Origin of the sequence: Actinomadura mexicana, from assembly GCF_900188105.1 — a bacterium.
Classification (GTDB): domain Bacteria; phylum Actinomycetota; class Actinomycetes; order Streptosporangiales; family Streptosporangiaceae; genus Spirillospora; species Spirillospora mexicana.
In genome coordinates this window covers 15,275-34,660 of sequence record NZ_FZNP01000021.1, presented here as the reverse complement: position 1 = coordinate 34,660, position 19,386 = coordinate 15,275, and the positions used below count along the sequence as shown (strand labels likewise).

General features: G+C 73.7%; 18 protein-coding genes. 5 read left to right on the top strand and 13 right to left on the bottom strand.

Annotated elements, in window-relative coordinates; genetic code table 11:
* Nucleotides 1-118 precede the first annotated feature (118 nt).
* Nucleotides 119-1,453, top strand: a complete 1,335-nt coding sequence (locus CHC11_RS35420; protein WP_218826387.1) for an aminotransferase class I/II-fold pyridoxal phosphate-dependent enzyme — start codon at nt 119-121, stop codon at nt 1,451-1,453.
* On the opposite strand, the gene CHC11_RS35415 is transcribed toward CHC11_RS35420, so the two are convergent.
* Entirely contained in the window at nt 1,450-1,893 is a 444-nt protein-coding gene (locus tag CHC11_RS35415; RefSeq protein WP_089316257.1) for an NUDIX domain-containing protein, read from the bottom strand. The two genes, CHC11_RS35420 and CHC11_RS35415, sit on opposite strands and share 4 nt — an antisense overlap.
* Complete coding sequence (locus tag CHC11_RS35410; RefSeq protein WP_245920179.1) at nt 1,890-2,123, bottom strand: hypothetical protein; 234 nt, start codon at nt 2,121-2,123, stop codon at nt 1,890-1,892. The genes CHC11_RS35415 and CHC11_RS35410 overlap by 4 nt, the downstream gene beginning before the upstream one ends.
* 512 nt (nt 2,124-2,635) lie before the next feature.
* Here CHC11_RS35410 and CHC11_RS35405 point away from each other — a divergent pair.
* Both CHC11_RS35405 and CHC11_RS35400 read left to right on the top strand, forming a co-directional pair.
* Nucleotides 2,636-3,475, top strand: a complete 840-nt coding sequence (locus CHC11_RS35405; RefSeq protein ID WP_089316256.1) for a DUF4253 domain-containing protein — start codon at nt 2,636-2,638, stop codon at nt 3,473-3,475.
* A gap of 29 nt (nt 3,476-3,504) precedes the next feature.
* Nucleotides 3,505-4,644, top strand: a complete 1,140-nt coding sequence (locus tag CHC11_RS35400) for a VldE C-terminal domain-containing protein (RefSeq protein WP_089316340.1) — start codon at nt 3,505-3,507, stop codon at nt 4,642-4,644.
* A 7-nt stretch (nt 4,645-4,651) separates the two neighbouring features.
* On the opposite strand, the gene CHC11_RS35395 is transcribed toward CHC11_RS35400, so the two are convergent.
* The 8 genes from CHC11_RS35395 to CHC11_RS35360 form a co-directional block, all read right to left on the bottom strand.
* Nucleotides 4,652-6,619 carry an ATP-binding SpoIIE family protein phosphatase gene (locus tag CHC11_RS35395; RefSeq protein ID WP_089316255.1) on the bottom strand — a complete coding sequence of 656 codons (1,968 nt, stop codon included), beginning with the start codon at nt 6,617-6,619 and terminating at the stop codon, nt 4,652-4,654.
* 93 nt (nt 6,620-6,712) lie between these two features.
* Complete coding sequence (locus CHC11_RS35390; protein ID WP_089316254.1) at nt 6,713-7,486, bottom strand: SDR family oxidoreductase; 774 nt, start codon at nt 7,484-7,486, stop codon at nt 6,713-6,715.
* Nucleotides 7,487-7,530: 44 nt separating this feature from the next.
* A complete protein-coding gene (locus tag CHC11_RS35385; protein WP_089316253.1) occupies nt 7,531-8,391 on the bottom strand; it encodes a spermidine synthase in 861 nt (286 codons plus the stop codon).
* 43 nt (nt 8,392-8,434) lie between these two features.
* Nucleotides 8,435-9,463, bottom strand: coding sequence for an ABC transporter ATP-binding protein (locus tag CHC11_RS35380; RefSeq protein WP_089316252.1), 1,029 nt, complete (start codon nt 9,461-9,463; stop codon nt 8,435-8,437).
* Nucleotides 9,447-10,481: an ABC transporter ATP-binding protein gene (locus CHC11_RS35375; RefSeq protein WP_089316251.1), complete on the bottom strand. Its 1,035-nt coding sequence runs from the start codon at nt 10,479-10,481 to the stop codon at nt 9,447-9,449. The genes CHC11_RS35380 and CHC11_RS35375 overlap by 17 nt, the downstream gene beginning before the upstream one ends.
* An 8-nt stretch (nt 10,482-10,489) precedes the next feature.
* Nucleotides 10,490-11,446 (bottom strand): ABC transporter permease, encoded by a 957-nt coding sequence (locus CHC11_RS35370; RefSeq protein ID WP_089316250.1) that lies wholly within the window; start codon nt 11,444-11,446, stop codon nt 10,490-10,492.
* Nucleotides 11,447-11,453: 7 nt separating this feature from the next.
* Nucleotides 11,454-12,380: an ABC transporter permease gene (locus CHC11_RS35365; RefSeq protein WP_089316249.1), complete on the bottom strand. Its 927-nt coding sequence runs from the start codon at nt 12,378-12,380 to the stop codon at nt 11,454-11,456.
* A 6-nt stretch (nt 12,381-12,386) separates the two neighbouring features.
* The gene (locus CHC11_RS35360; RefSeq protein ID WP_179279166.1) at nt 12,387-13,970 is read right to left on the bottom strand and encodes a peptide ABC transporter substrate-binding protein; all 1,584 of its coding nucleotides are present in this window, start codon (nt 13,968-13,970) and stop codon (nt 12,387-12,389) included.
* A 248-nt stretch (nt 13,971-14,218) separates the two neighbouring features.
* Between CHC11_RS35360 and CHC11_RS35355 the strand changes: the two genes are divergently transcribed.
* On the top strand, nt 14,219-15,568 hold the full coding sequence (locus CHC11_RS35355; protein ID WP_425427373.1) for a M20/M25/M40 family metallo-hydrolase: 1,350 nt from the start codon (nt 14,219-14,221) through the stop codon (nt 15,566-15,568).
* 153 nt (nt 15,569-15,721) lie between these two features.
* On the opposite strand, the gene CHC11_RS35350 is transcribed toward CHC11_RS35355, so the two are convergent.
* From CHC11_RS35350 to CHC11_RS35340, 3 genes are all read right to left on the bottom strand, one after another.
* Nucleotides 15,722-16,498 (bottom strand): ABC transporter permease, encoded by a 777-nt coding sequence (locus CHC11_RS35350; protein WP_089316247.1) that lies wholly within the window; start codon nt 16,496-16,498, stop codon nt 15,722-15,724.
* Nucleotides 16,495-17,490, bottom strand: a complete 996-nt coding sequence (locus CHC11_RS35345; RefSeq protein ID WP_089316246.1) for an ATP-binding cassette domain-containing protein — start codon at nt 17,488-17,490, stop codon at nt 16,495-16,497. Before CHC11_RS35345 ends, CHC11_RS35350 begins: the two co-directional genes overlap by 4 nt.
* Nucleotides 17,491-17,641: 151 nt before the next feature.
* Nucleotides 17,642-18,286, bottom strand: a complete 645-nt coding sequence (locus CHC11_RS35340; protein WP_089316245.1) for a PadR family transcriptional regulator — start codon at nt 18,284-18,286, stop codon at nt 17,642-17,644.
* A gap of 101 nt (nt 18,287-18,387) precedes the next feature.
* Between CHC11_RS35340 and CHC11_RS35335 the strand changes: the two genes are divergently transcribed.
* Nucleotides 18,388-19,323, top strand: coding sequence for a hypothetical protein (locus CHC11_RS35335; protein ID WP_089316244.1), 936 nt, complete (start codon nt 18,388-18,390; stop codon nt 19,321-19,323).
* Nucleotides 19,324-19,386 lie beyond the last annotated feature (63 nt).

Sequence of the window (19,386 nt, the reverse complement as noted above, 5' to 3'; positions counted from 1 at the left end):
CCGCATGTAGATGGGGGTTTGCGCGCACATCGGGGCGCGATGGGACCCGACTTTAGGGTCTGTTTGTAGCCAGTACAATGGGCGTTTTGTTACTGCACATAACTTGTCCGGAGGTACCGTGACCGACGCGGCGTGGCTGGCCGAGCGCATCGGCGACCGCACGGCCCGGGGCATCGCCGCCGCGATGACGAGCCTGATCCGCAGCGGGGAGATCCCGGCGGGAACCCGGCTGCCGACCGTCCGGGGCCTCGCGGCGGAGCTCGGGGTGAGCCCCGGCACCGTCGCCGACGCCTGGGCGACGCTGCGCCGGCACCGCGTCGTCAGCGCCCAGCGCCGGCGCGGCACCGTGGTGATCGGCCCGCCGAACGTCCCGCACCCGGCGCGGTACGAGCGGATCGGGGAGTTCGGCACCCGGCTCGCGATCGACCTCGCCGTCGCCGCGCCCGATCCGGCGCTGCTGCCGCCCCTGGACGCCGCGCTCGCGGCCGGCGCGCGGACCCCGCACCTGAACGACTACACCCGCGAGACGATCACGCCCGCGCTGCGCGCCGCCGTCGAGCCGGGCTGGCCGTTCCCCGCCGCCGGCCTGCTCACCGCGGGCGGCGGCTACGAGGGCGTCCAGCTCGTCTGCCAGACCGTCGCCGTCCCCGGCGACCGCATCGCCGTGGAGGACCCGACCGGCGCCCGGCTGCTGGACATCCTGGAGGCGCAGGGCGTGGAGATCGTCCCGGTGTCCTGCGACGCCGAGGGCCCGGAACCGGACTCCTTGGCCGAGGCCCTCGCGGCGGGGCCGGCCGCGTTCGTGTACCAGCCGCGCGCCCACACGCCCCGCGGGCACGCGCTCACCCCCGCGCGCGCCGCCGCGCTCGCCGCGCTCCTCGCGCCGGTCGGCACGCTCGTGGTCGAGGACGACGGCACCGGCGAGGCGTCCGCCTCACCGGCCGTCAGCGTCGGGACCCATCTTCCGGACCGCACCGTCCTCGTGCGCTCCTACTCCAAGTCGCACGGCCCGGATCTGCGCATCGCGGTGATCGGCGGCGCGGCCGAGCCGGTGGAGCGGGTCCGGGTCCTGCGCAGCTTCGGCACCGGCTGGACGAGCCGCGTCCTGCAGGACGCCCTGGCGCACCTGCTGACCGACCCCGCCACCGGCGACCTCGTGGCGCGGGCGCGCCTGGCCTACGCCGAGCGCCGCGACGGGCTGGCCGCCGCGCTCGCCGAGCGGGGCGTGCCGACGGGCAACCGCGACGGCCTGATGCTGTGGGTCCCGGTCGCCGACGAGTCCGGCGCCCTGGTCACGCTGGCCGCGCACGGCGTCGCCGCCGCGCCCGGCAGCCGCTACCAGATCGTCCCGTCCGGCCCGCACCTGCGGATCGCGACGAGCCGCCTGAACGACACCCCGTTCCCGCTCCCGGAACTGGCCGACCTGATCGCGCTGGCCGCACGGCCGCGCTAGGGAACGAGCCCGGGGAGGTCGCCGGCGTGATCGCGCAGGTAGGCGGCGAGCATCTCGGGGACGAGGTCCAGGGGCTCCAGGCCGGCGGGCGTGCACGGGACGAGGTCCACGTCGTAGCGTCCCTTGGCGGGGTCGTCGAACTCGGGACCGTGCCGGCGCGAGAGGTCCATCGTCACCAGGCGGCAGACGTAGAAGGTGTTGAGGCGGTACAGGTCGGGGCTCTGCTCGCCGCACGCGAAGACCTGCCGGACGGGCCCGGCGGTCGCGCCGAGCTCCTCGTCCAGCTCCCGGCGCAGCGCGGCCTCCCAGGAGGCGTCGGTGGGCTCGATCTCGCCGCCCGGGGTGGTCCAGTAGACGGAACGGCCGGGCACGGTGCGGCGCAGCAGGACGAGTGCGTCGCCGTCCAGCAGGAGGGCGCGGGCGGCCCGGCGGACCCTCACGAGTTCGGGTGGGCCAGGACGGCGAGCACCCGGCGGTGCCCGCTGGCGGTGGGCGGGAGTTCGAGCTCGACGGACACGGCGCCGATGTGCTCGCTCACCGACCGCTCGGTGACGACGAACTCGTCGACGCGGCCGACCCGGTCCTCGGGCAGGTAGCCGACGCCCCCGGCGCCCCCGGCGAGCAGCTCGGCGGCGTAGATCTGCTCGACGTCCTGCGACAGGACCAGCACCGGCGGGCCCGGCAGCCGCCCGCGTCCAGCAGCATGGCGAGGCCCTCGCGGAGCGGGACGCCGTCCTCCGCGATCACGATCCGCCCGGCAACTCCACCTGAAGCGTCATCCCTTCCCTGTCGGGGCTGTCGAGGCGGGTCGTCCCGTCGGGCGCCGCCACCCGGCGGCGGATGCCCGCCAGGCCACTGCCCCGGTCCGGGTCCGCCCTTGCCATCATCCCGCACGGTCATCGTGAGGCGGGCGGATTCGCGGGGCCGGGGTGGCCCTCCCGGACGCCTTCCAGGCGGGCCGCTCGCAGGAGATCGGGCTCCAGCATTTTCGACGGCCCGCTGGTGGTCGCCGCGATCACGGGGCTCATCCTCACTGATCGACCTGCGGCTCCGCGGCCGCCGCGAGCCCTGAGCCCGACGGGGCCGTCCGGCCGGACGACCGAACCGCACGGCTCGTCCCCCGGGCGGCCCCGACCGCCGTTACGATCGCCACTGGCATGCTCTGTACCGGAACGGCGTGAAATGGATGATGTGGAGGTCCGGCACCTGCCGGGCGACCTGCCGCAGCTGTTCGACGGCGGCGCCGGGGACGGCGCGCCCGTCCGGACGCTGTCGGTTCCGCTGCCCGACGGGGATCTGGTCTGGCCGGACCCCGGGTACCCGCAACGGCAGCTCCTCCTGCGGCCCGCGTTCTGGCTGAGCGACGAGCCCGCCGGCGGCGAGCTGTGGGCCCGGCTCCGCGCCGAGCACGCCCGGTCGGGGCTGTGGCCGCTGCTCATGGACGAGTCCGACCAGCCGTGGGCGGCCGGCCAGATCGCCCCCGAACCGGTCGCCGAGATCGGCAACTACCACCCCCACGCGTTCATGTACGAGGTGTGGGCGGACTGGGCCGAGCAGGCCGCCGACGGCGACCAGGACGACCTCGCCCCCTACGGGCGGCACTGCCCCGGCCCCGCGCCCGCCGGCGTCCCGCTCGACGACCCCGGCGCCATGGCCGACCGGCACGCACGCGCCCTGGCCGCGCGCGGCCTGTCGCTCGGCCTGGTCGCGGTGGACCGCGGCGCCGACGCGCTCGCCGCCGTCGGATGGCAGGGCGCGCTGAACCACAACGAGTGGACGGCGCCGCTCGCGGCCGTCCTGCGCAGCTGGGAGGAGCGCTTCGGCGCCCGCGTCGTCGCGCTCGGCTTCAACACCCTGGAGCTCAGCGTCGCCGCGCCGCCCGTGAGCACCCGGCACGCCGTGCACGTCGCCGCCGAGCACTGGGCGTTCTGCCCCGACATCCTGTTCCAGGGGCCCGGCACCCTCGCCGGGTACGCCGAGGAGATCCGCGGCAAGACCAACTGGTCGTTCTGGTGGGACTGACCGGCGACGGAGACGGGAGGCGGGCACGGATGCGACGCAGCGGCAGGGCACTCTCCGCGGTCATCGCGGCCGGGATCGTCCTCACCCTCGCGGCCGACGTCACCGTGCTCGCGCGGGACCGGACGGGCCGCGAGCCCCGCCGGACGGGGAACCTCGTGTCGGTCGCCGACGCACCGCGGACGCCGACCGTCGCGCCGCTGACCCGCCGCTACACCCCGAACCTGCTGGTCGCGGGAACGTCCTCGCTGCCGCCCCGGGCCGTCGAGCGGGCGAAGCGGCTCAAGGGCGTCGCCGGGGTCACGGTCGTGGACGCCGCGCAGGCCAGGGTCGGCGGCCGGCGCATGGGCCTGCTCGGGGTCGACCCCTCGGGGTTCCGCGCGTTCGCGCCCGAGCCCACCGCCGGTTCGGACCAGCTGTGGCAGACCGTCGCGTCCGGCGGCCTGGCGGTGTCGTTCGAGCAGGGCCGCGACGGGGCGCTGCCGCTCGGAGCGGTGGTCCCGGCGGGCCGCAGCGCGAATCCGGCGCGGGTCCGCGTCGGCGCCTACGCCTCGATGGGCATCGGCGCCGTCGACGCCGTCGTGTCCCGCGGGCAGGCCCGCGCGCTGGGGCTGCCGGCCGGGAACGGCCTCGTCATCAGCGCTCCGAAGGCCGACACCGCGGCGCTGGTGAAACACCTGAGAAGGATTCTCCCGCGCGGCACGAGAGTGGCGACGCTATCGGCGCCGAAGAGCACCGGCGGCACGCGGCGCAAGAACGCCCCGCGGGTGACCGGGCGGCCGGACGGGGCGTCCGGCGACCGCTCCCCCATCACCGGCAACGCGATGACACCCGCGATGCGGACCGTCCTGCTGGAGATCGCCGGGATGTTCGGCCCCTTCCCCGTGATCGGCTGCCACCGCTCCACCGGCGACCCGCAGGACCACGGCGACGGCCGCGCCTGCGACTTCATGGAGAGCACCGGCGGCCGGACGCCGAGCGCCGGTGCCCAGCGGCACGGCGACGAGGTCGCCCGGTACGCCGTCGCGAACGCGCGGCGGCTCGGGATCTCCTACGTCATCTGGAGGCAGCGCATCTGGAACGTGCGCGGCGGCGGCTGGCGGCCGATGGAGGACCGGGGAAGCATCACCCAGAACCACTACGACCACGTCCACATCTCGGTGCTGCGCTAGCGGCCCTTCAGGGAAGCGGCTGCTCGCACCACACCACCTTGCCGTCCTTGGTGCGGCGCACGCCCCAACGCTGCGCCAGCCGCCCCACGACGTGCAGGCCCCGGCCCGACTCGCTCGCCTCTTCCTCGTCGTCGTGGTGGCGGATCCGGGGGCGCCCGTCGGAGGAGTCGAACACCTCGCAGACCAGCCCGCCCTCCCGCACCAGCCGCAGCCCGATGCGGCCGCCCGCGTGCCGGATGGCGTTGGTGACCAGCTCGGACGCCAGCAGGGTGGTGGTGTGGGCCATCTCCTCCAGGCCCCAGTGGGCGAGCCGGTCGCGGATGAGGCCGCGCGCCCGGCGCACGGCGGCCGGCTCGGCGGGCAGGTCCCAGGAGGCGTGCCGGTCGGCCGGGATCCGCGCCAGCCGAGCCACGAGCATGGCGATGTCGTCGCGGTGCTGGTCGTCGTAGACGCCGTCGAGGGCCGCCTGGCACAGGTCCTCCAGGGGGCGGGCGGCTGCGCCGGGCCCGAAGGTGGCGCGCAGCCGGGCCAGGCCGTCGTCGATGTCACGGGCCCGGTTCTCCACCAGGCCGTCGGTGTACAGGAACAGCAGCGTCCCGTCCTCGACGGTGAACTCGCGGCTGACGATGGGGCCCTGGCCGCCGACGCCGAGCGGCGGCGCGGGCGGCACCGGCAGGTACTCCGAGGCCGTGCCGGGCGGGACCAGCAGCGGCGGCAGGTGCCCGGCGCTGGCCACCTCGCACCGGCCGCTGACCGCGTCGTAGACGACGTACGCGCAGGTGGCGAAGTGGGGTTCGCGCTCGCCGAGCGTCCGCATCAGGGAGTCGAGGCGCTCCAGCGCCTCGGCGGGCGGCAGTTCCAGCCCGGCGAGGGTGTGGATGGCGGTGCGGAGCCGCCCCATCGTGACGGCGGCCTTCACGCCGTGCCCGGCCACGTCCCCGACCACCAGCGCGACCCGCGCCCCCGGCAGCGCGATCGACTCGTACCAGTCGCCGCCGACCTCGATGAGCCGGCTGCCCGGCAGGTACCGGTGGTGCACCTCCACCGGCGACGGCGCCGACAGCCCGGTCGGCAGGAGGCTGCGCTGCAGGGTCAGCGCGGTCGCCCGCTCCCGCGAGTACTGCCGGGCGCTCTCGACGAAGATGGCCGCCCGGCTGGCAAACTCCATCCCGATCTCGACGTCGTAGGCGTCGAAGGGGCGGTGCGCGACGTTGCGCGTGCAGATGAAGAAGCCGAGGACGCCCGCTGCCGAGGTGATCGGCAGCAGCAGCATCGACGCGCCCTTGAGCAGTTCGGCGACCGGCGGGCGGCGCCACGAGGAGGCGAGTTTCGCCGCGCCCTCCCCGCCGAGCGCCCGCAGTACCGGCTCCCCGGACTCCAGGCACAGCGCGTGCGGCGTCCCCTCCGGGTAGACGAGGGACTCCCCGGTCGGGAACGTCGCGTCCCAGGCCGGGTCCTGGTCGTCGAACCCGATCGCCATCCGGCGCAACTGCGGGCCGTCGGGGCCCTGCGGGCCCTCGTCCGCGTCGATGTGGCTCTCCAGCAGCATCAGCGCGCCGGAATTGCAGAAGTGCGGGACGAGCACGTCCATCAGTCCGCGCGCCAGCAATTCCAGGTCGAGCGTGGAGCCGATCCGCGGGAGCGCGTCGTCCAGCAGGGCGCGGCGGATGACGGCCGGGTCGACGAACCGGTCCGCGAGCGGCACCGGCACCTTCACCACGGCCAGCGCCGCGATCTCGGGCACGCCGCCGGTCATCGGGTGGACGGTCACGACCGCGTCCAGCATGCCGCCGACCGGGCTCTCCACGGCGAGCATGGCGGTGCGCTCCCGCCCGGCCCTCAGCGCCTCCAGCAGCGGCCTGTGCGCGCCAGGGATCACCTCGTCCAACCGGGCGCCCAGCAGGGCGCCCCCATTCGGGCACAGAACCGCAGCGGCGTTGCGGTCGAACTGGAGAATTCTCCCCGACGAATCCATGCCGAGAATGAGAATTCGGGTGGACGACTCCATCGCTCGATTATGGGACATGGCGGAGCCCGATGAGACCGATACGCGCGGGGAATCCGTCCCTTACCGATGCGTATGGGTCTCGGCCAGGAACTGACGCCAGGTCCGCTTCCCCACGGCGCCGTCCGGAGCCAGGTGACGGCCTTCGCGGAAGCCCCGCGCGGCGCGTCCGGGGAGCGGCACCGGCACCCGGACGGGACGGCGCAACCCCCGCGCCTCCAGGTAGTCCCGCATCATCTCCTCGACCGTGAGCACCTCCGGACCGCCCATGTCCTCGACCCGCCGCGCGGGCCCGGCGGCCAGGGCAAGTTCGGCGAGCCGCCCGGCGACCTCGCCGACGTCGACGGGCTGGTCGCGAAGCCCTCTCGGCAGCAGCATCAGGCCGGGCACTTTGGTGAGCGCCCTGAAGACCGCGTCCGGCAGGGTGTGGAACTGCGTGGCCCGCTGGATCGTGTACGGCAGGCCCGAATCCTCGATCGCACGCTCCACCGCGTACTTGATCCGGTAATACCTGTAAGGGATCTTGTCGACGCCGACGATGGAGATATAGACCAGGTGCGGTGCGCCCTGCCGGCGCGCGGCCTCGATCAGCGTCCGCGCGGCGGGCAGGTCCCGCTTGGCGTGGAGCGGGTCGCTGGCGCAGTGCACGATCGTCTCGACCCCGGCGAGGGCGTCCTCGACCCCTTCGCCGGTGACCAGATCGCCCTTGCACCAGGTCACTCCGGCCTCCGGTTCCCTGGCGCGGCGGCTGAGCGCGCGCACGTCCGCGCCGGCCTCGGCCAGCAGGCGGGTGAGGGGCCGGCCGAGCGTGCCGCTCGCCCCGGTCACGAGGATCATGGGTGCTCCCTGTCGTCGGATGCGGGCGGCCGCGCCGCCCTCGGTCAGGACTTCCCGAACACCTGCGGCGGCGGGACGGGCGCGACGATCTCCTCGCCGTCGCGCAGCGGCGCGGCGCCGGCGCAGAACGCCGCGAGGTCGCCGCCCTCCAGCAGGCGGGCGCGCACGGCACCGCCCGCGGCGCGGCGCGTCAACTCGGCCGCCGGGAGCGGCTCCCGGGACGCGGCCACGATCAGGTTCCCGAAGCGGCGGCCCCGCAGCACGCCCGGATCGCCCATCAGCAGCGTGTGCCGGAACACCGACCGGACCGTCGCGGTCACCCGGCGGGCGAACGGCAGCCGGAAGCCGTCGGCGACGTTGACGAGGTAGACCCCTCCGGGCCGCAGCACCCGCGCGGCCTCCAGGACGAACTCGCGGGTCGCGAGCTCCGGCGGCATCGACGCCCCGGCGAAGGCGTCCATCACGACCAGGTCGTCGGCCTCGTCCGCCAGCGCCGCGATCCCCGAGCGCCCGTCGGTGATCCGGATCCGCAGGCCGGGGACGCCCTTGACCGGCAGCTGCTCCCGGACGACCTGCACCAGTTCCGCGTCCGGTTCCAGGACGACCTGCCGCGAGCCCGGCCGCGTCGCGGCGATGTAGCGGGGCAGCGTGCACCCGGCGCCGCCGACGTGGACCGCGTCGAACGCCTCCCCGGCCGGGCCGAGCGAGTCGACCACGTCGCCCATCAGGCGCATGTACTCGAAGTCGAGGTAGGTGGGGTCGGACAGGTTCACGTACGACTGGGGGACGCCGTCGACGAGCAGCATCCAGCCGCCGTCGCGGTCGGCGTCGCGCAGCAGCTCGGCCTCCCCGCCGGCGATCTCGTAGGTTCGCGGACGGGGGCCGTGTCTGCCCTTGCGTGCCATGGCCCCCACCCTACGGACCGCGGCCCGCGACGCCCGCGACGCCTCAGCTCTGCTCCGTCAGGTCCGTCAGGGCGGCCTCCGCCGCGAAGTGGCAGGCACTGGGGTGGGCCGAGCCGTCCCGCTCCTCCAGGGCGGGCACCTGCTCCGCGCAGACGTCGCGCGCCTTCCAGCAGCGGGTGCGGAACCGGCAGCCGGACGGGGGGTCCAGCGGCGACGGCGGCTCGCCCTCCAGCCGGATCTGCTCCGCCCAGCCGGGCGCGTCCGGGTCGGGCACCGGGACGGCCGACAGCAGCGCCTGCGTGTAAGGGTGGGTGGGGTGCTCGTAGATCTGGGCCTCGTCGCCGGTCTCGACGACCTTGCCCAGGTACATCACGGCGATCCGGTCGGAGATGTGGCGGACGGCGGCCAGGTCGTGCGCGATGAACACGTACGCCAGGCCGAGCTCGCGCTGCAGCTCGGCGAGCAGGTTCATCACCTGTGCCTGGACGGACACGTCCAGCGCCGACACCGGCTCGTCGCACACGACGACGTCGGGCCGCAGCGCCAGCGCGCGGGCGATGCCGACGCGCTGGCGCTGCCCGCCGGAGAACTGGTGCGGGTACCGGTTGACGTGCGCGGGGTCGAGGCCGACGAGCTCCAGCAGCTCCTGCACGCGCCCGCGCCGCTCGCCCTTCGGCGCGACCTCGGGGTGGACGGCGAACGGCTCCCCCACGATGTCGCCGACCGTCATCCGCGGGTTGAGCGAGGAGTAGGGGTCCTGCATCACCATCTGCACGCGGCGGCGCAGCGCCCGCAGCTCCGGCTTCGGCAGCGCGAAGATGTCGCGGCCGTCGAAGCGGACCGTCCCGGCGGTGGGGCGCTCGGCGGCGAGCAGCAGCTTGGCCAGCGTCGACTTCCCGCACCCGGACTCGCCGACGACCCCGAGCGTCTCGCCGCGCCGCAGCTCCAGGTCCACCCCGTCCACGGCCTTGATCTGCCCGACCGCGCGCTTGACCACGACGCCGCGGGTCACGGGGTAGTGCTTGACGAGCCCCTCCACCCGCAGGATCGGGTCCTCACTCGGCTCCGGCACGGTGCACCTCCTCGGCGAAGTGGCAGGCGGCCTCGTGCCCTGGGGCGACGGTGACGAGCGGCGGCCGCTCCGCCGCGCAGAGCGCCTCGGCACGGGGGCAGCGCGGCTGGAACGGGCAGCCCGGCGGGAGCGCGGCCGGGTTCGGCGGCGCCCCCTTGATCGGGACGAGCGGGCCGCCCCGCCGGTCGAGCCGCGGCACCGAGGCCAGCAGGCCCCGGGTGTAGGGGTGGGCGGGCCGCGCGTACAGCTCCCGGGCGGGCGCCTGCTCGGCGACCGACCCCGCGTACATGACGACGATCCGGTCGGCGACGCCGGCGACGACGCCGAGGTCGTGGGTGATCAGCACCATGCCCATGCGCAGCTCGTCCTGCAGCCCCGCCAGCAGCCGCATGATCTGCGCCTGCACGGTCACGTCGAGCGCGGTGGTCGGCTCGTCGGCGATCAGCACGTCCGGCTCCAGCGCCAGCGCCATCGCGATCATGATGCGCTGGCGCATGCCGCCGGAGAACTGGTGCGGGTAGTCGCCCAGCCGCTTGGCGGCCGAGGGGATCCGCACCCGCTCCATCAGCTCGACGGCCCTCGCCGTGGCCTCCCGGCGGCCGAGCCCCCGGTGCACCCGGAACATCTCGCGGAGCTGGTCGCCGACCGTGAAGACCGGGTTCAGCGCGCTCAGCGCGTCCTGGAAGATCATCGAGATGCGGTCGCCGCGGTAGGCGCGGCGCCGCCGCTCGGGCAGGCCGAGCAGCTCCTCGCCGCGCAGCCGGACCGAGCCGCGCTCGACGCGGGCGGGCGGGACGTCCAGGATGCCCATCACGGCCTGCGCCGCGACGCTCTTGCCCGACCCCGACTCGCCGAGGATCGCGAGCGTCTCCCCCTCGGCGAGTGTGTACGACAGCCCGTTCACCGCGTGCACGTCCTGGTTCCGCACGCGGAACCGGACGTGCAGGTCCTCGACGCTCAGGAGCGGCGCCTCCGGTTCCGGGGCGGGAACCGGGTCGTCCTTCAGGTCCGTGGTCATGTCTCGGCTCACCGCAGCTTGGGGTCGAGGGCGTCGCGGACGGCGTCGCCGAGCATCAGGAAGCTCAGCACCGTCGCCGACAGGAACACCGCGGGGAAGATCAGCAGGTGCGGGTGGTCGACGAAGGAGTCCTTCGCCTGGTTGAGCTGGAGGCCCCAGGAGACCTCCGGGTACTGCAGGCCGACGCCGAGGAAGTCCAGCGTCGCCTCGCCCACGATCACGTGCCCCACGTTGAGGGTGGCCACCACGATCACCGGGGCGATCGCGTTCGGCAGGATGTGCCGGATCATGATCCGCCGGTCGGACGCGCCGAGCAGCCGCGCCGCCTGCACGTAGTCGGCGTCCCGGACGGAGATGACCTGCCCCCGCATGATGCGGATCATCGTCGTCCAGCCGAGCAGGACCAGCACCAGCGTCATCGCCCACACGCCGTGCGAGGGGAACGCGACCAGGATCACGGTGGCGCCGAGCACGAACGGCAGGCCGAAGAAGACGTCGGTCAGCCGGGCGATCAGCGCGTCGACGATCCCGCCGTAGTAGCCGGCGAGCAGCCCGAACAGCAGTGCGATCAGCAGCGCGAACACCGTGACGGAGACGCCGATCAGCAGCGTCGGGCGGGCGCCGTGCACGACGTGCGCGTAGTAGTCGCAGCCCGCGAGGTCGGTGCCGAACCAGTGGCCGCCTGACGGCCCGAGCTTGGCGTCGTTGGGGTCGCAGCCCTCGTTGACGGCCCTGGCGGTGAACAGCCGCGGCACCACGGCCATGACCGTCACGAGCGCGAGGACCGCCACCGACCCCCAGAAGACCCAGCGGCGCCGCAGCTCGTGCCACGCGTCGTCCCACAGCGAGGCCCGGCCGATCGACCCGCCGGCGGCGGCGACCGCGGCGGCGCTCGTCCCCGGGGCCCCGGCGCCCGGCGCCGGCTCCGTGCCCGGCGGCCCCGCGTCCGGCTGCTTGATGGTCATGCGCTCCTCACTCGTACCTGATCCGCGGGTCGAGCACCCCGTACAGCAGGTCCACGACCAGGTTGACCAGCAGGAAGATCAGCACCAGCAGGGTGACCGCGCCGACCACGACCGGGCCCTCCTTCAGCTGGATCGACTGGAACACCTGCTCACCGATGCCCGGCAGGTTGAAGATGCCCTCCGTCACGATCGCGCCGGCCATCATGTTCCCGAAGTCGACGCCGAGATAGGTCACCACCGGGATCAGCGAGTTGCGCAGGGCGTGCCGGCCGACCACCCGCGTCCGCGACAGCCCCTTGGCGTTCGCCGTCCGCACGTAGTCGGCCCGCAGGTTCTCCGACAGGCTCGTCCGGGTCAGCCGCGCCACGTACGACAGGCCGAGGGAGCCGAGCACCATCCCGGGGAGCAGGTAGGACATCGGCCAGCCGTCGTCCGTCCCGGCCGTGGGGAAGATCTGCCAGTGCAGCCCGAACAGGAGCTGCGCGGTGTAGCCGAGCACGAACACCGGCACCGCGATCACCAGCGTGGTCCCGCTCAGGACGAGGGTGTCGGCGAACCTCCCGCGGCGCAGCCCCGCCCAGATGCCGAGCAGGATTCCGACGACCAGCTCGAAGACCCAGGCGGTGACGGCGAGCTGCGCCGTCACCACCCAGCGCCCGCTGAGCATCTCCGACACGCTCTGGCCGGTGTAGTTCTCGCCCAGGTCGCCCTGGAAGAGGCCCCACATGTACTTCGCGTACTGCACCAGCAGAGGGTCGTTCAGGTTGTAGCGGTCCCGGAGGGTCTCCAGGACGTTCTCGGGGACCGGCTTGTCCCCGGCGAGCGCCTGGATCGGATCGCCCGGAAGCGCGAACACCATCGCGTAGATGAGCAGCGTGGTGCCGATGAAGACGGGGATCGCCTGCAGGAGCCGCCGGAGGACGTAGCGCCACATCGCCGGCTACTTCACCGTCACTTCGGTGGCGATCAGGCCCGTCGAGAACGGGGTGATCGTGACGTTGCCCACCCGCTTCGACCGGCCGCCCTCGCCCGCCCACGTCCACAGCGGGATCATCGGCATCTCGCGGACGGCGACGTCCTCGGCCTGGTTGTAGAGCGCGTTGGCCTGCTGCTGGTCCGACGTCTTGTTGGCCTTGGCGATGAGGTCGTCGAACTCCTTGCTCTCCCAGCCCATGCGGTTGCCCGCCGAGCCCCACATGTTCTCCAGGTAGTTCTGCGGGCTCGGGTAGTCGGCCTCCCAGTTCTGCCGGTAGGGGCCCTTCTCCTTGCGGTCGCTCAGCAGGGAGAAGTAGTCGGACGCGGGGACCTGCCGGAACTGGATGTCCTTGATGCCGAGGTTGTCGCGCAGGGAGTTGGCGACGATCCGCATCCACTGGGCGTAGGTCGGCTGCGCGTTGGAGAAGTACAGCTCCAGCGTCCCGGAGAACCCGCCGGCCTTGTCGAACAACTGCCGGGCCTTGGCGGGGTCGAAGGTGCACAGCTCGCCGCAGGCGTTGGCGCGGTGGCCGGGGATGATCGACGGGATCAGCGAGTCGGCGGGGAAGTAGTCGCCGTTGAAGACCGCCTTGTTGATGCCCTGGCGGTCGATGGCCATCGAGATGGCCTTGCGCAGGTCGGGGTTGGCGAACCGCTTGTCGAACACCGGGAGGCCGAGGTAGTCGGTCGTGCTCATCTTGCGGGCCAGGAACCGGTCGCCGAGGAGCCGCTTGGCCTCGGGGACCTTGGCGGACGGGATGGTCTGCAGCACGTCGATCCGGCCGGCCCGCAGGTCGGTGTAGGCGGTGTCGGCGCTGGAGTAGCTCTTCCAGGTCACGCCCTTGTTCTTCGGCTTGCGCGTCCCGGTGTAGCCGGGGAACGCGACGAGCTTGACCTGCTTGTTGCGCTCCCAGTTCCCGTCCATCATGTACGGGCCGTTGCCGATCGGGTGGTCGTCGAACGCCTTGGGGTCCTTGAGCCCGGCCTTCGGCATCGGCGCGTACGCCGGGTAGGTCAGCAGCAGCGGGAACTGGCTGAACGGGTCGTTGAGCGTGACCTTGAGCGTGTTCTGGTCGACGACCTCGATCCCGGAGAGCTTGTCGGCCTTCGGCTTGGCCTTCTCGTCCTCGGGGTTCATGTCCTCGTACCCCTTGATGTACGAGAAGTAGGAGTTCGCGCCCATCGCGTTCGGCCCGTAGGCGGCGTTGTTCCACGCGTCGGCGAAGCTCTGCGCCGCCACCGGCTCCCCGTTGTGGAACTTCTGGCCGGGCCTGACCTTGATCGTCCAGACCTTCTGGTCGTCGGAGGTGACCGACTCGGCCGCCAGCGGGACGGCCTTGCCGTCCTTGGTCAGGTCCATCAGGTTGTCGAACAGCTCGGTGATCACATCGAAGGCGTAGCTGCCGGTCGTGTTGGCGGGCAGCAGGTGGTCCGGCTCGGAGTGGCCCACGGTGAACGTACCGTCGCTCGCCTTGGCGTCGTCCCCGCCGCAGGCCGAAAGGCCGAGCGACGCGGCCAGCGCCACCGCCGCGAGACCCGCGGCGTTCAAGCGGAGACCCCTTCCGGCATCCCTCAGGCTGGTCATGCTCCTCCTCGGCCCTGTCATTCGGCGCACGGGCGTTGGCCGCCCGCCGTCCCTGGAACGCTCGCAGCGTCGTACTCAGCGTGGCAGTTTGGGTACGGCGCTGACGGAGTCGAAACCGGATCGAGACGTACTTGATCATTCGTTGACACTGGTCAGCAAGGGAGCAAAATGAAGCCTCGTTGCGGAAGGGGAGCAAGGGGGCAGTGGTGCGCATCGATCAGGGGACGGCCGGCGGGACGGTGGACGGAACGGTGGACGGGACGGGTGGCGTGGCCGGCGCCGAGGCGGCGGTGATCTGCGCCGACCTCATCAGGTTCGCCACCGTGAACCGGGGCGAGGGGGTGGCCGAGCCGGAGCGTCCGGCCGCCGAGCACGTCGCCGGCCTGCTCGCCGAGGTGGGCGTCGAGGCGACGATCGTGGAGTCGGCGCCGGGCCGCGCGAGCGTGCTCGCCCGCGTCCCCGGCACCGACCCGTCCCATCCGGCGTTCCTGGTCCACGGGCACCTGGACGTGGTGCCCGCGGACCCGGCGGACTGGACGGTCCCGCCGTTCTCCGGCGAGGTGCGGGACGGGTGCGTCTGGGGCCGCGGCGCCGTCGACATGAAGGGCAGCCTCGCGATGACGCTCGCGACCGTGCGGGCGCGGCTGCGCGAGGGGCGGCGCACCCGCGGGGACCTGGTGCTGGCGTTCCTGGCCGACGAGGAGTGCACCGGCGAGTACGGCTCCCGGTACGTGGCGCGCGAGCACCGCGGTCTCTTCGAGGGCTGCACGGAGGCGATCAGCGAGTCCGGCGGGTTCAGCGTGGACGCCGGCGGGGCGCGGATCTACCCGATCGCGACCGGCGAGCGCGGCACGACCTGGATGCGGCTGACGGCGCGCGGGACCGCGGGGCACGGGTCCAAGCCGGCACCCGACAACGCGGTCGCCGAGATCGCGCACGCGGTCTCCCGGCTGGCCGCCCACGCGTGGCCGGTCCGGCTGACGCCGGGCGTGCGGGCACTGCTGGACGGGCTCGCGGACGCCCTCGGCACGTCCATCGACCACGACCGCCTCGACGCGGAGGCCGCCCGGCTCGGCCGCGCCGGGCAGCTGTTCGCCGGAACGATCCGCAACTCGGCGAACCCGACCCGGCTCGACGCCGGCTACAAGGTCAACGTGGTGCCGGGCACGGCGACGGCGCAGGTCGACGGCCGCTACCTGCCCGGCACGGGCGAGGAGTTCCTCGCCACGATCGACCGGCTGCTCGGCCCGAAGGTGACCCGCGAGTTCATCAACTTCGAGGAGGCCCCCGCGGCCGACCCGGCGGGTCCGACGTTCGCCGCGCTCGCGGGCGCGCTCCGCGCCGAGGACCCGCTCGCGCGTCCCGTCCCGTACGTGATGGCCGGCGGGACCGACGCGAAGGCGTTCCACCGGATCGGCATCACGAGTTTCGGTTTCGCGCCGCTGCTGCTCGGCCCCGGCCTCGACTACTTCGGGATGTTCCACGGCGTGGACGAGCGGGTCCCGCTGGACGGCCTCGCCTTCGGGACCCGCGTGCTGGACCGCTTCCTCGACACCCGCTAGGAACCCGCTGGACAAGTGCCCAGCAGACAGATCCGTCTCACAGTCGCCGCCGATCACGCCACCGGTCAGCGTGACCGTCTGTAGTTCACCGGACTCCTGGGCAGGGGGTTCCGGTGCGTCCAGCCACCGGAACCCCCGCGGGCCTCTCCCCCGTCACTGGGATTTCTGGTAGCTCCCGAGCGAGTGGACCGCGAGCCCGACCGCGGCCGCGGTCAGCGCGAGCAGCCATCCCCCGTGCGTCGCGACCGTCCCCCAGCCGGCATCGTCGGCGAGCGCGCCGCGCGACGCGTCCAGGGCCCAGCTCACCGGGTTGCCGGCCGCCACGTGCCGCATCCAGGACGGCATCAGGCCCTTGGCCATGAACGCCGACGACAGGAACGTCAGCGGCAGCAGCAGCATCACGTTCAGGCCGATGATCGTGTTGCGGTCGCGCACGAGCAGCGCGAGCGTGTTGGACAGCGCGGCGAGGAAAACGCCGATCAGCACCGACGCGGCGACCAGCACCGCCAGGCCCGCGGGGCCGCCCGGGTAGTGCGCGCCCGCCGCACGGCCCAGCGCGATGATCACGATCGACTGGAACGCCGTGCTGAGGGCCTGCTCGACGACGCCGGCGTTCGCGATCGCGCCGCGCCGCACCGGCGTGACGAGGAACCGGTCGAGGGTGCCGCGCTCGATCTCGTCCATGGTCGCCATCCCGGCGAAGGAGTTCAGCGACACCGCGTTCATGACGACCACGCCGGGGACGATGTAGTCCAGGTAGGACTGCGCGCCGAACCCCGGCAGCTCGACCACCTTCCTGAACAGCTCGCCGAACAGGAACAGCCAGACCATCGGCTGCGCCAGCGTCATGACGAGGACGGCGGGGCTGCGCACCAGCGCGGTCAGCCGCCGGTGCGTCATCCACCAGGTCGCGGTGGCGAGCGCGGTCATCGGGCACCTCCGGCGGCGGCGGTCTCGGCGTGGTCGGGGGCGTCGGCCCGCGCGAACCGGCGTCCGGCGTAGCGCAGGTACACATCGTCCAGGGACGGCCGCGCGACGGTCGCCGCCGAGGCGGGGACGCCCGCCCGGTCGAGGGCGGCGAGGACGGCGGGCACGGCCGACGCGCCGTCGTCGGCGCGGGCGCTGAGGCGCGGCCCGTCCAGGACGACCTCGCGCACGCCGGGCAGGCGGCCGAGCGCCTCCCGCACCGGCGGCTCGGGCGGCGCCTCCCGCCACTCCACGTGGACGGCGTCGCCGCGCAGCTCCCCCTTGAGGGAGTCGGGGGTGCCCTCCACCACGACGCGGCCCCGGTCGACGATCGCCAGCCGCCGCGCGAGCCGGTCGGCCTCCTCCAGGTAGTGGGTGGTCAGCAGGATCGCGAGCGCGTCGTCGCCCGCCAGCCGCGCGATCTCGGCCCACATCGACGCGCGGGCCTCCGGGTCCAGGCCGGTGGTGGGCTCGTCGAGGAACAGCACCTGCGGCCGGTGGACGAGGCCGAGCGCGACGTCGAGCCGCCGCCGCATCCCGCCGGAGTAGGTCTTCACCGGCCTGCCCGCCGCGTCCTCCAGCCCGAACCGGGCGAGCAGCTCGGCCGCGCGGCTCCGCACCCGCGCCCCGCCCATGCCGTAGAGGCGCCCCTGCAGGACGAGGTTGTCGCGGCCGCTCGCCTCGGGGTCGGCGCCGGACCGCTGCGACACCACGCCGATGACGCGGCGGACCCGGTCGGGCCTGCGCAGCACGTCGTGCCCGGCCACGGCCGCGGCGCCCGCGTCCGGCCGGATCAGCGTGGTGAGGATCTTGACGGTGGTGGACTTGCCCGCGCCGTTGGGGCCGAGCAGGCCGAGGATCTCACCTGGCCCGACCGTGACCGACAGGCCGTCCAGGGCCCGGACGTCGCCGGGGTAGTTCTTCACGAGGCCCTCGGCCTCGATGGCATGCGCCATGTTCTCCTCCGTGCCAGGAAACGTGCCGCACGAAGGGCCCCGGATAGGCTGGTGTCGCGTCACGCCGCCAGGGCCCGCCTCGCGCGGGTTCTCGGTGGTGGGTCCCGGCCCGGCGGCGGTGTTGCAGCACCTCCGCCGGGCCTTCCGCTCGCTAGTCCTCAGGGGCTCCCCTCTGCGCCAGTTCGGCGATCTCGGGCGGCATCTCGCCGGTCGCGTGGAAGGAGCGCCACAGGTCGAGGTGCGGCAGCGTGCCGTCCTCGATCTCGGCGAGGAGGCCGCGCACCCAGGCGGCCTCGGCGCGCCGCATCGCGATGTCGTACTCGGCCTCCAGCAGGAAGAGGCGCGGCACCTCCTTCTCGCCCTCCAGGGCGGCCAGGTCGGCGGCGATCTCCCGCTCCATCGCGTCGAGACGGCCGCGCAGCAGCGCCGCCACCTCGTCGGGGCCGAGCGCGCCGAGGACCGAGAGCCCCGCCTCGAACCGCGGCCGTTCGCGCTCGGGCACGCCGATCAGCTCCCGGACCCAGTCGGCCAGCTCGTCGCGCCCCGCGTCGGTGATGCCGTAGACGGTGCGCTCGGGCCGCGCGCCTTCCCGGGCGCTCCCCTCGACGGCCAGGAACCCGTGCTTCTCCAGGTTGCCGACCACGGTGTAGAGCGAGCCCCACTTGATGTCCATGTCGCGGTCCTTGCCGCGGGCGCGCATCAGGGACGCCATCTCGTACGGGTGCATCGGCTTGGCGGTGACGGTCGACAGCACGGCGAGCCCCAGCAGGTTGCCCACCTTGCGCCGCTTGGCCATCTCCGCCTCCTCGTGTACGAGTATTCGCGGACGAGTATGACAGTCGCGTCCACCTCCGTCCACCCCGATGCACGCGCATCCGGTGCGGGTAGAGATCGGTCGTGGACTTCTCCAGTGCGGCCGACGATCTGTACGGCGTCCGGCCCGCCGACTTCGTGGAGACCCGCAAGCGCCTGGCCCAGGAGGCGAGGAGTGCGGGCGACGCCGCGCTCGCGAAGCGGATCGGGGCACTGCGGCGCCCCACGCTCTCGGCGTGGGCGGTGAACCTTCTGGCGCGCTCGGCCGCGGACGAGCTCGCCGGGCTGCTGAACGTCGGGGAGGAGATGCGGGCGGCCTGGGGGTCGGGCCGCGGCCTCGGGAACCTGGAGCAGCGCCGTGCCCGGCTCGTCGGGTCGCTCGTGCGGAACGCCGGCGAACTCGCCGCGGACGCGGGCGGCGCGCTGCGCGAGCAGGCCGTCCGCGAGGTGGAGGACACCCTCCAGGCCGCCACGGTGGACGCCGGGGTCGCCGAGGAGGTCCGCGAAGGACGGCTGTGGCAGCCTCGCAGCCATTCCGGCTTCGTCCCCGCCGGGTTCCCGACGGCGCCCGCGGATCGGGAGGAACACGCGGAACCGAAGCCCGAGGAGCAGCCCGGCAAGCAGAGGCCCGCCGAGAAAGAGCCACCGCCCGAGAAGAAGCCGGAGCCGGCGAGATCGAACGTCACGCCCACGAGCGCCGCCCGCGCCAAGCGTGCGGAGACTCTGCGCAAGCGCGCCGAGCAGGCAGAGGACAGACTGGCCGAACGCGAGGAGAGCGCAGAAGCGGCCCGGCGCGAGATGCAGGAGGCGTCGGCCAAGGTGGGGCGGCTCCGGCACGAACTGGAACGGGCTGTCGCCGAGCGGGACGCCGCGTCCAGAAGAGCGGACCGCGCCGAGGAGAACCGCGCCCGCGCGGAGGAGGCCGCGCGCGAGGCCCGCAAGGCCGCCACCGAGGCCCGCCGCGCCGCCGCCCGCGACCCCCGCCCTGGTCGACCCTCGACCAGGGCGGGGCGGGGATAAAGAGGATGTCCGGGATGAAGTAGGTTCTTCCCGAACGTGATTCGACAATCAAGGGGGCGCGCG

Bases quoted from the DNA above. Each gene is read 5' to 3' on its own strand.
- CHC11_RS35390 (WP_089316254.1), bottom strand. From the start codon at position 7,486: ATGATCCTCGTGACCGGGGCGAGCGGCACGCTCGGCCGGCCCCTCACC.
- CHC11_RS35395 (WP_089316255.1), bottom strand. From the start codon at position 6,619: ATGGATTCGTCGGGGAGAATTCTCCAGTTCGACCGCAACGCCGCTGCG.
- CHC11_RS35350 (WP_089316247.1), bottom strand. From the start codon at position 16,498: ATGACCGCGCTCGCCACCGCGACCTGGTGGATGACGCACCGGCGGCTG.
- CHC11_RS35340 (WP_089316245.1), bottom strand. From the start codon at position 18,286: ATGGCCAAGCGGCGCAAGGTGGGCAACCTGCTGGGGCTCGCCGTGCTG.
- CHC11_RS35375 (WP_089316251.1), bottom strand. From the start codon at position 10,481: ATGACCACGGACCTGAAGGACGACCCGGTTCCCGCCCCGGAACCGGAG.
- CHC11_RS35385 (WP_089316253.1), bottom strand. From the start codon at position 8,391: ATGGCACGCAAGGGCAGACACGGCCCCCGTCCGCGAACCTACGAGATC.
- CHC11_RS35365 (WP_089316249.1), bottom strand. From the start codon at position 12,380: ATGTGGCGCTACGTCCTCCGGCGGCTCCTGCAGGCGATCCCCGTCTTC.
- CHC11_RS35400 (WP_089316340.1), top strand. From the start codon at position 3,505: ATGCGACGCAGCGGCAGGGCACTCTCCGCGGTCATCGCGGCCGGGATC.
- CHC11_RS35345 (WP_089316246.1), bottom strand. From the start codon at position 17,490: ATGGCGCATGCCATCGAGGCCGAGGGCCTCGTGAAGAACTACCCCGGC.
- CHC11_RS35370 (WP_089316250.1), bottom strand. From the start codon at position 11,446: ATGACCATCAAGCAGCCGGACGCGGGGCCGCCGGGCACGGAGCCGGCG.
- CHC11_RS35405 (WP_089316256.1), top strand. From the start codon at position 2,636: ATGGATGATGTGGAGGTCCGGCACCTGCCGGGCGACCTGCCGCAGCTG.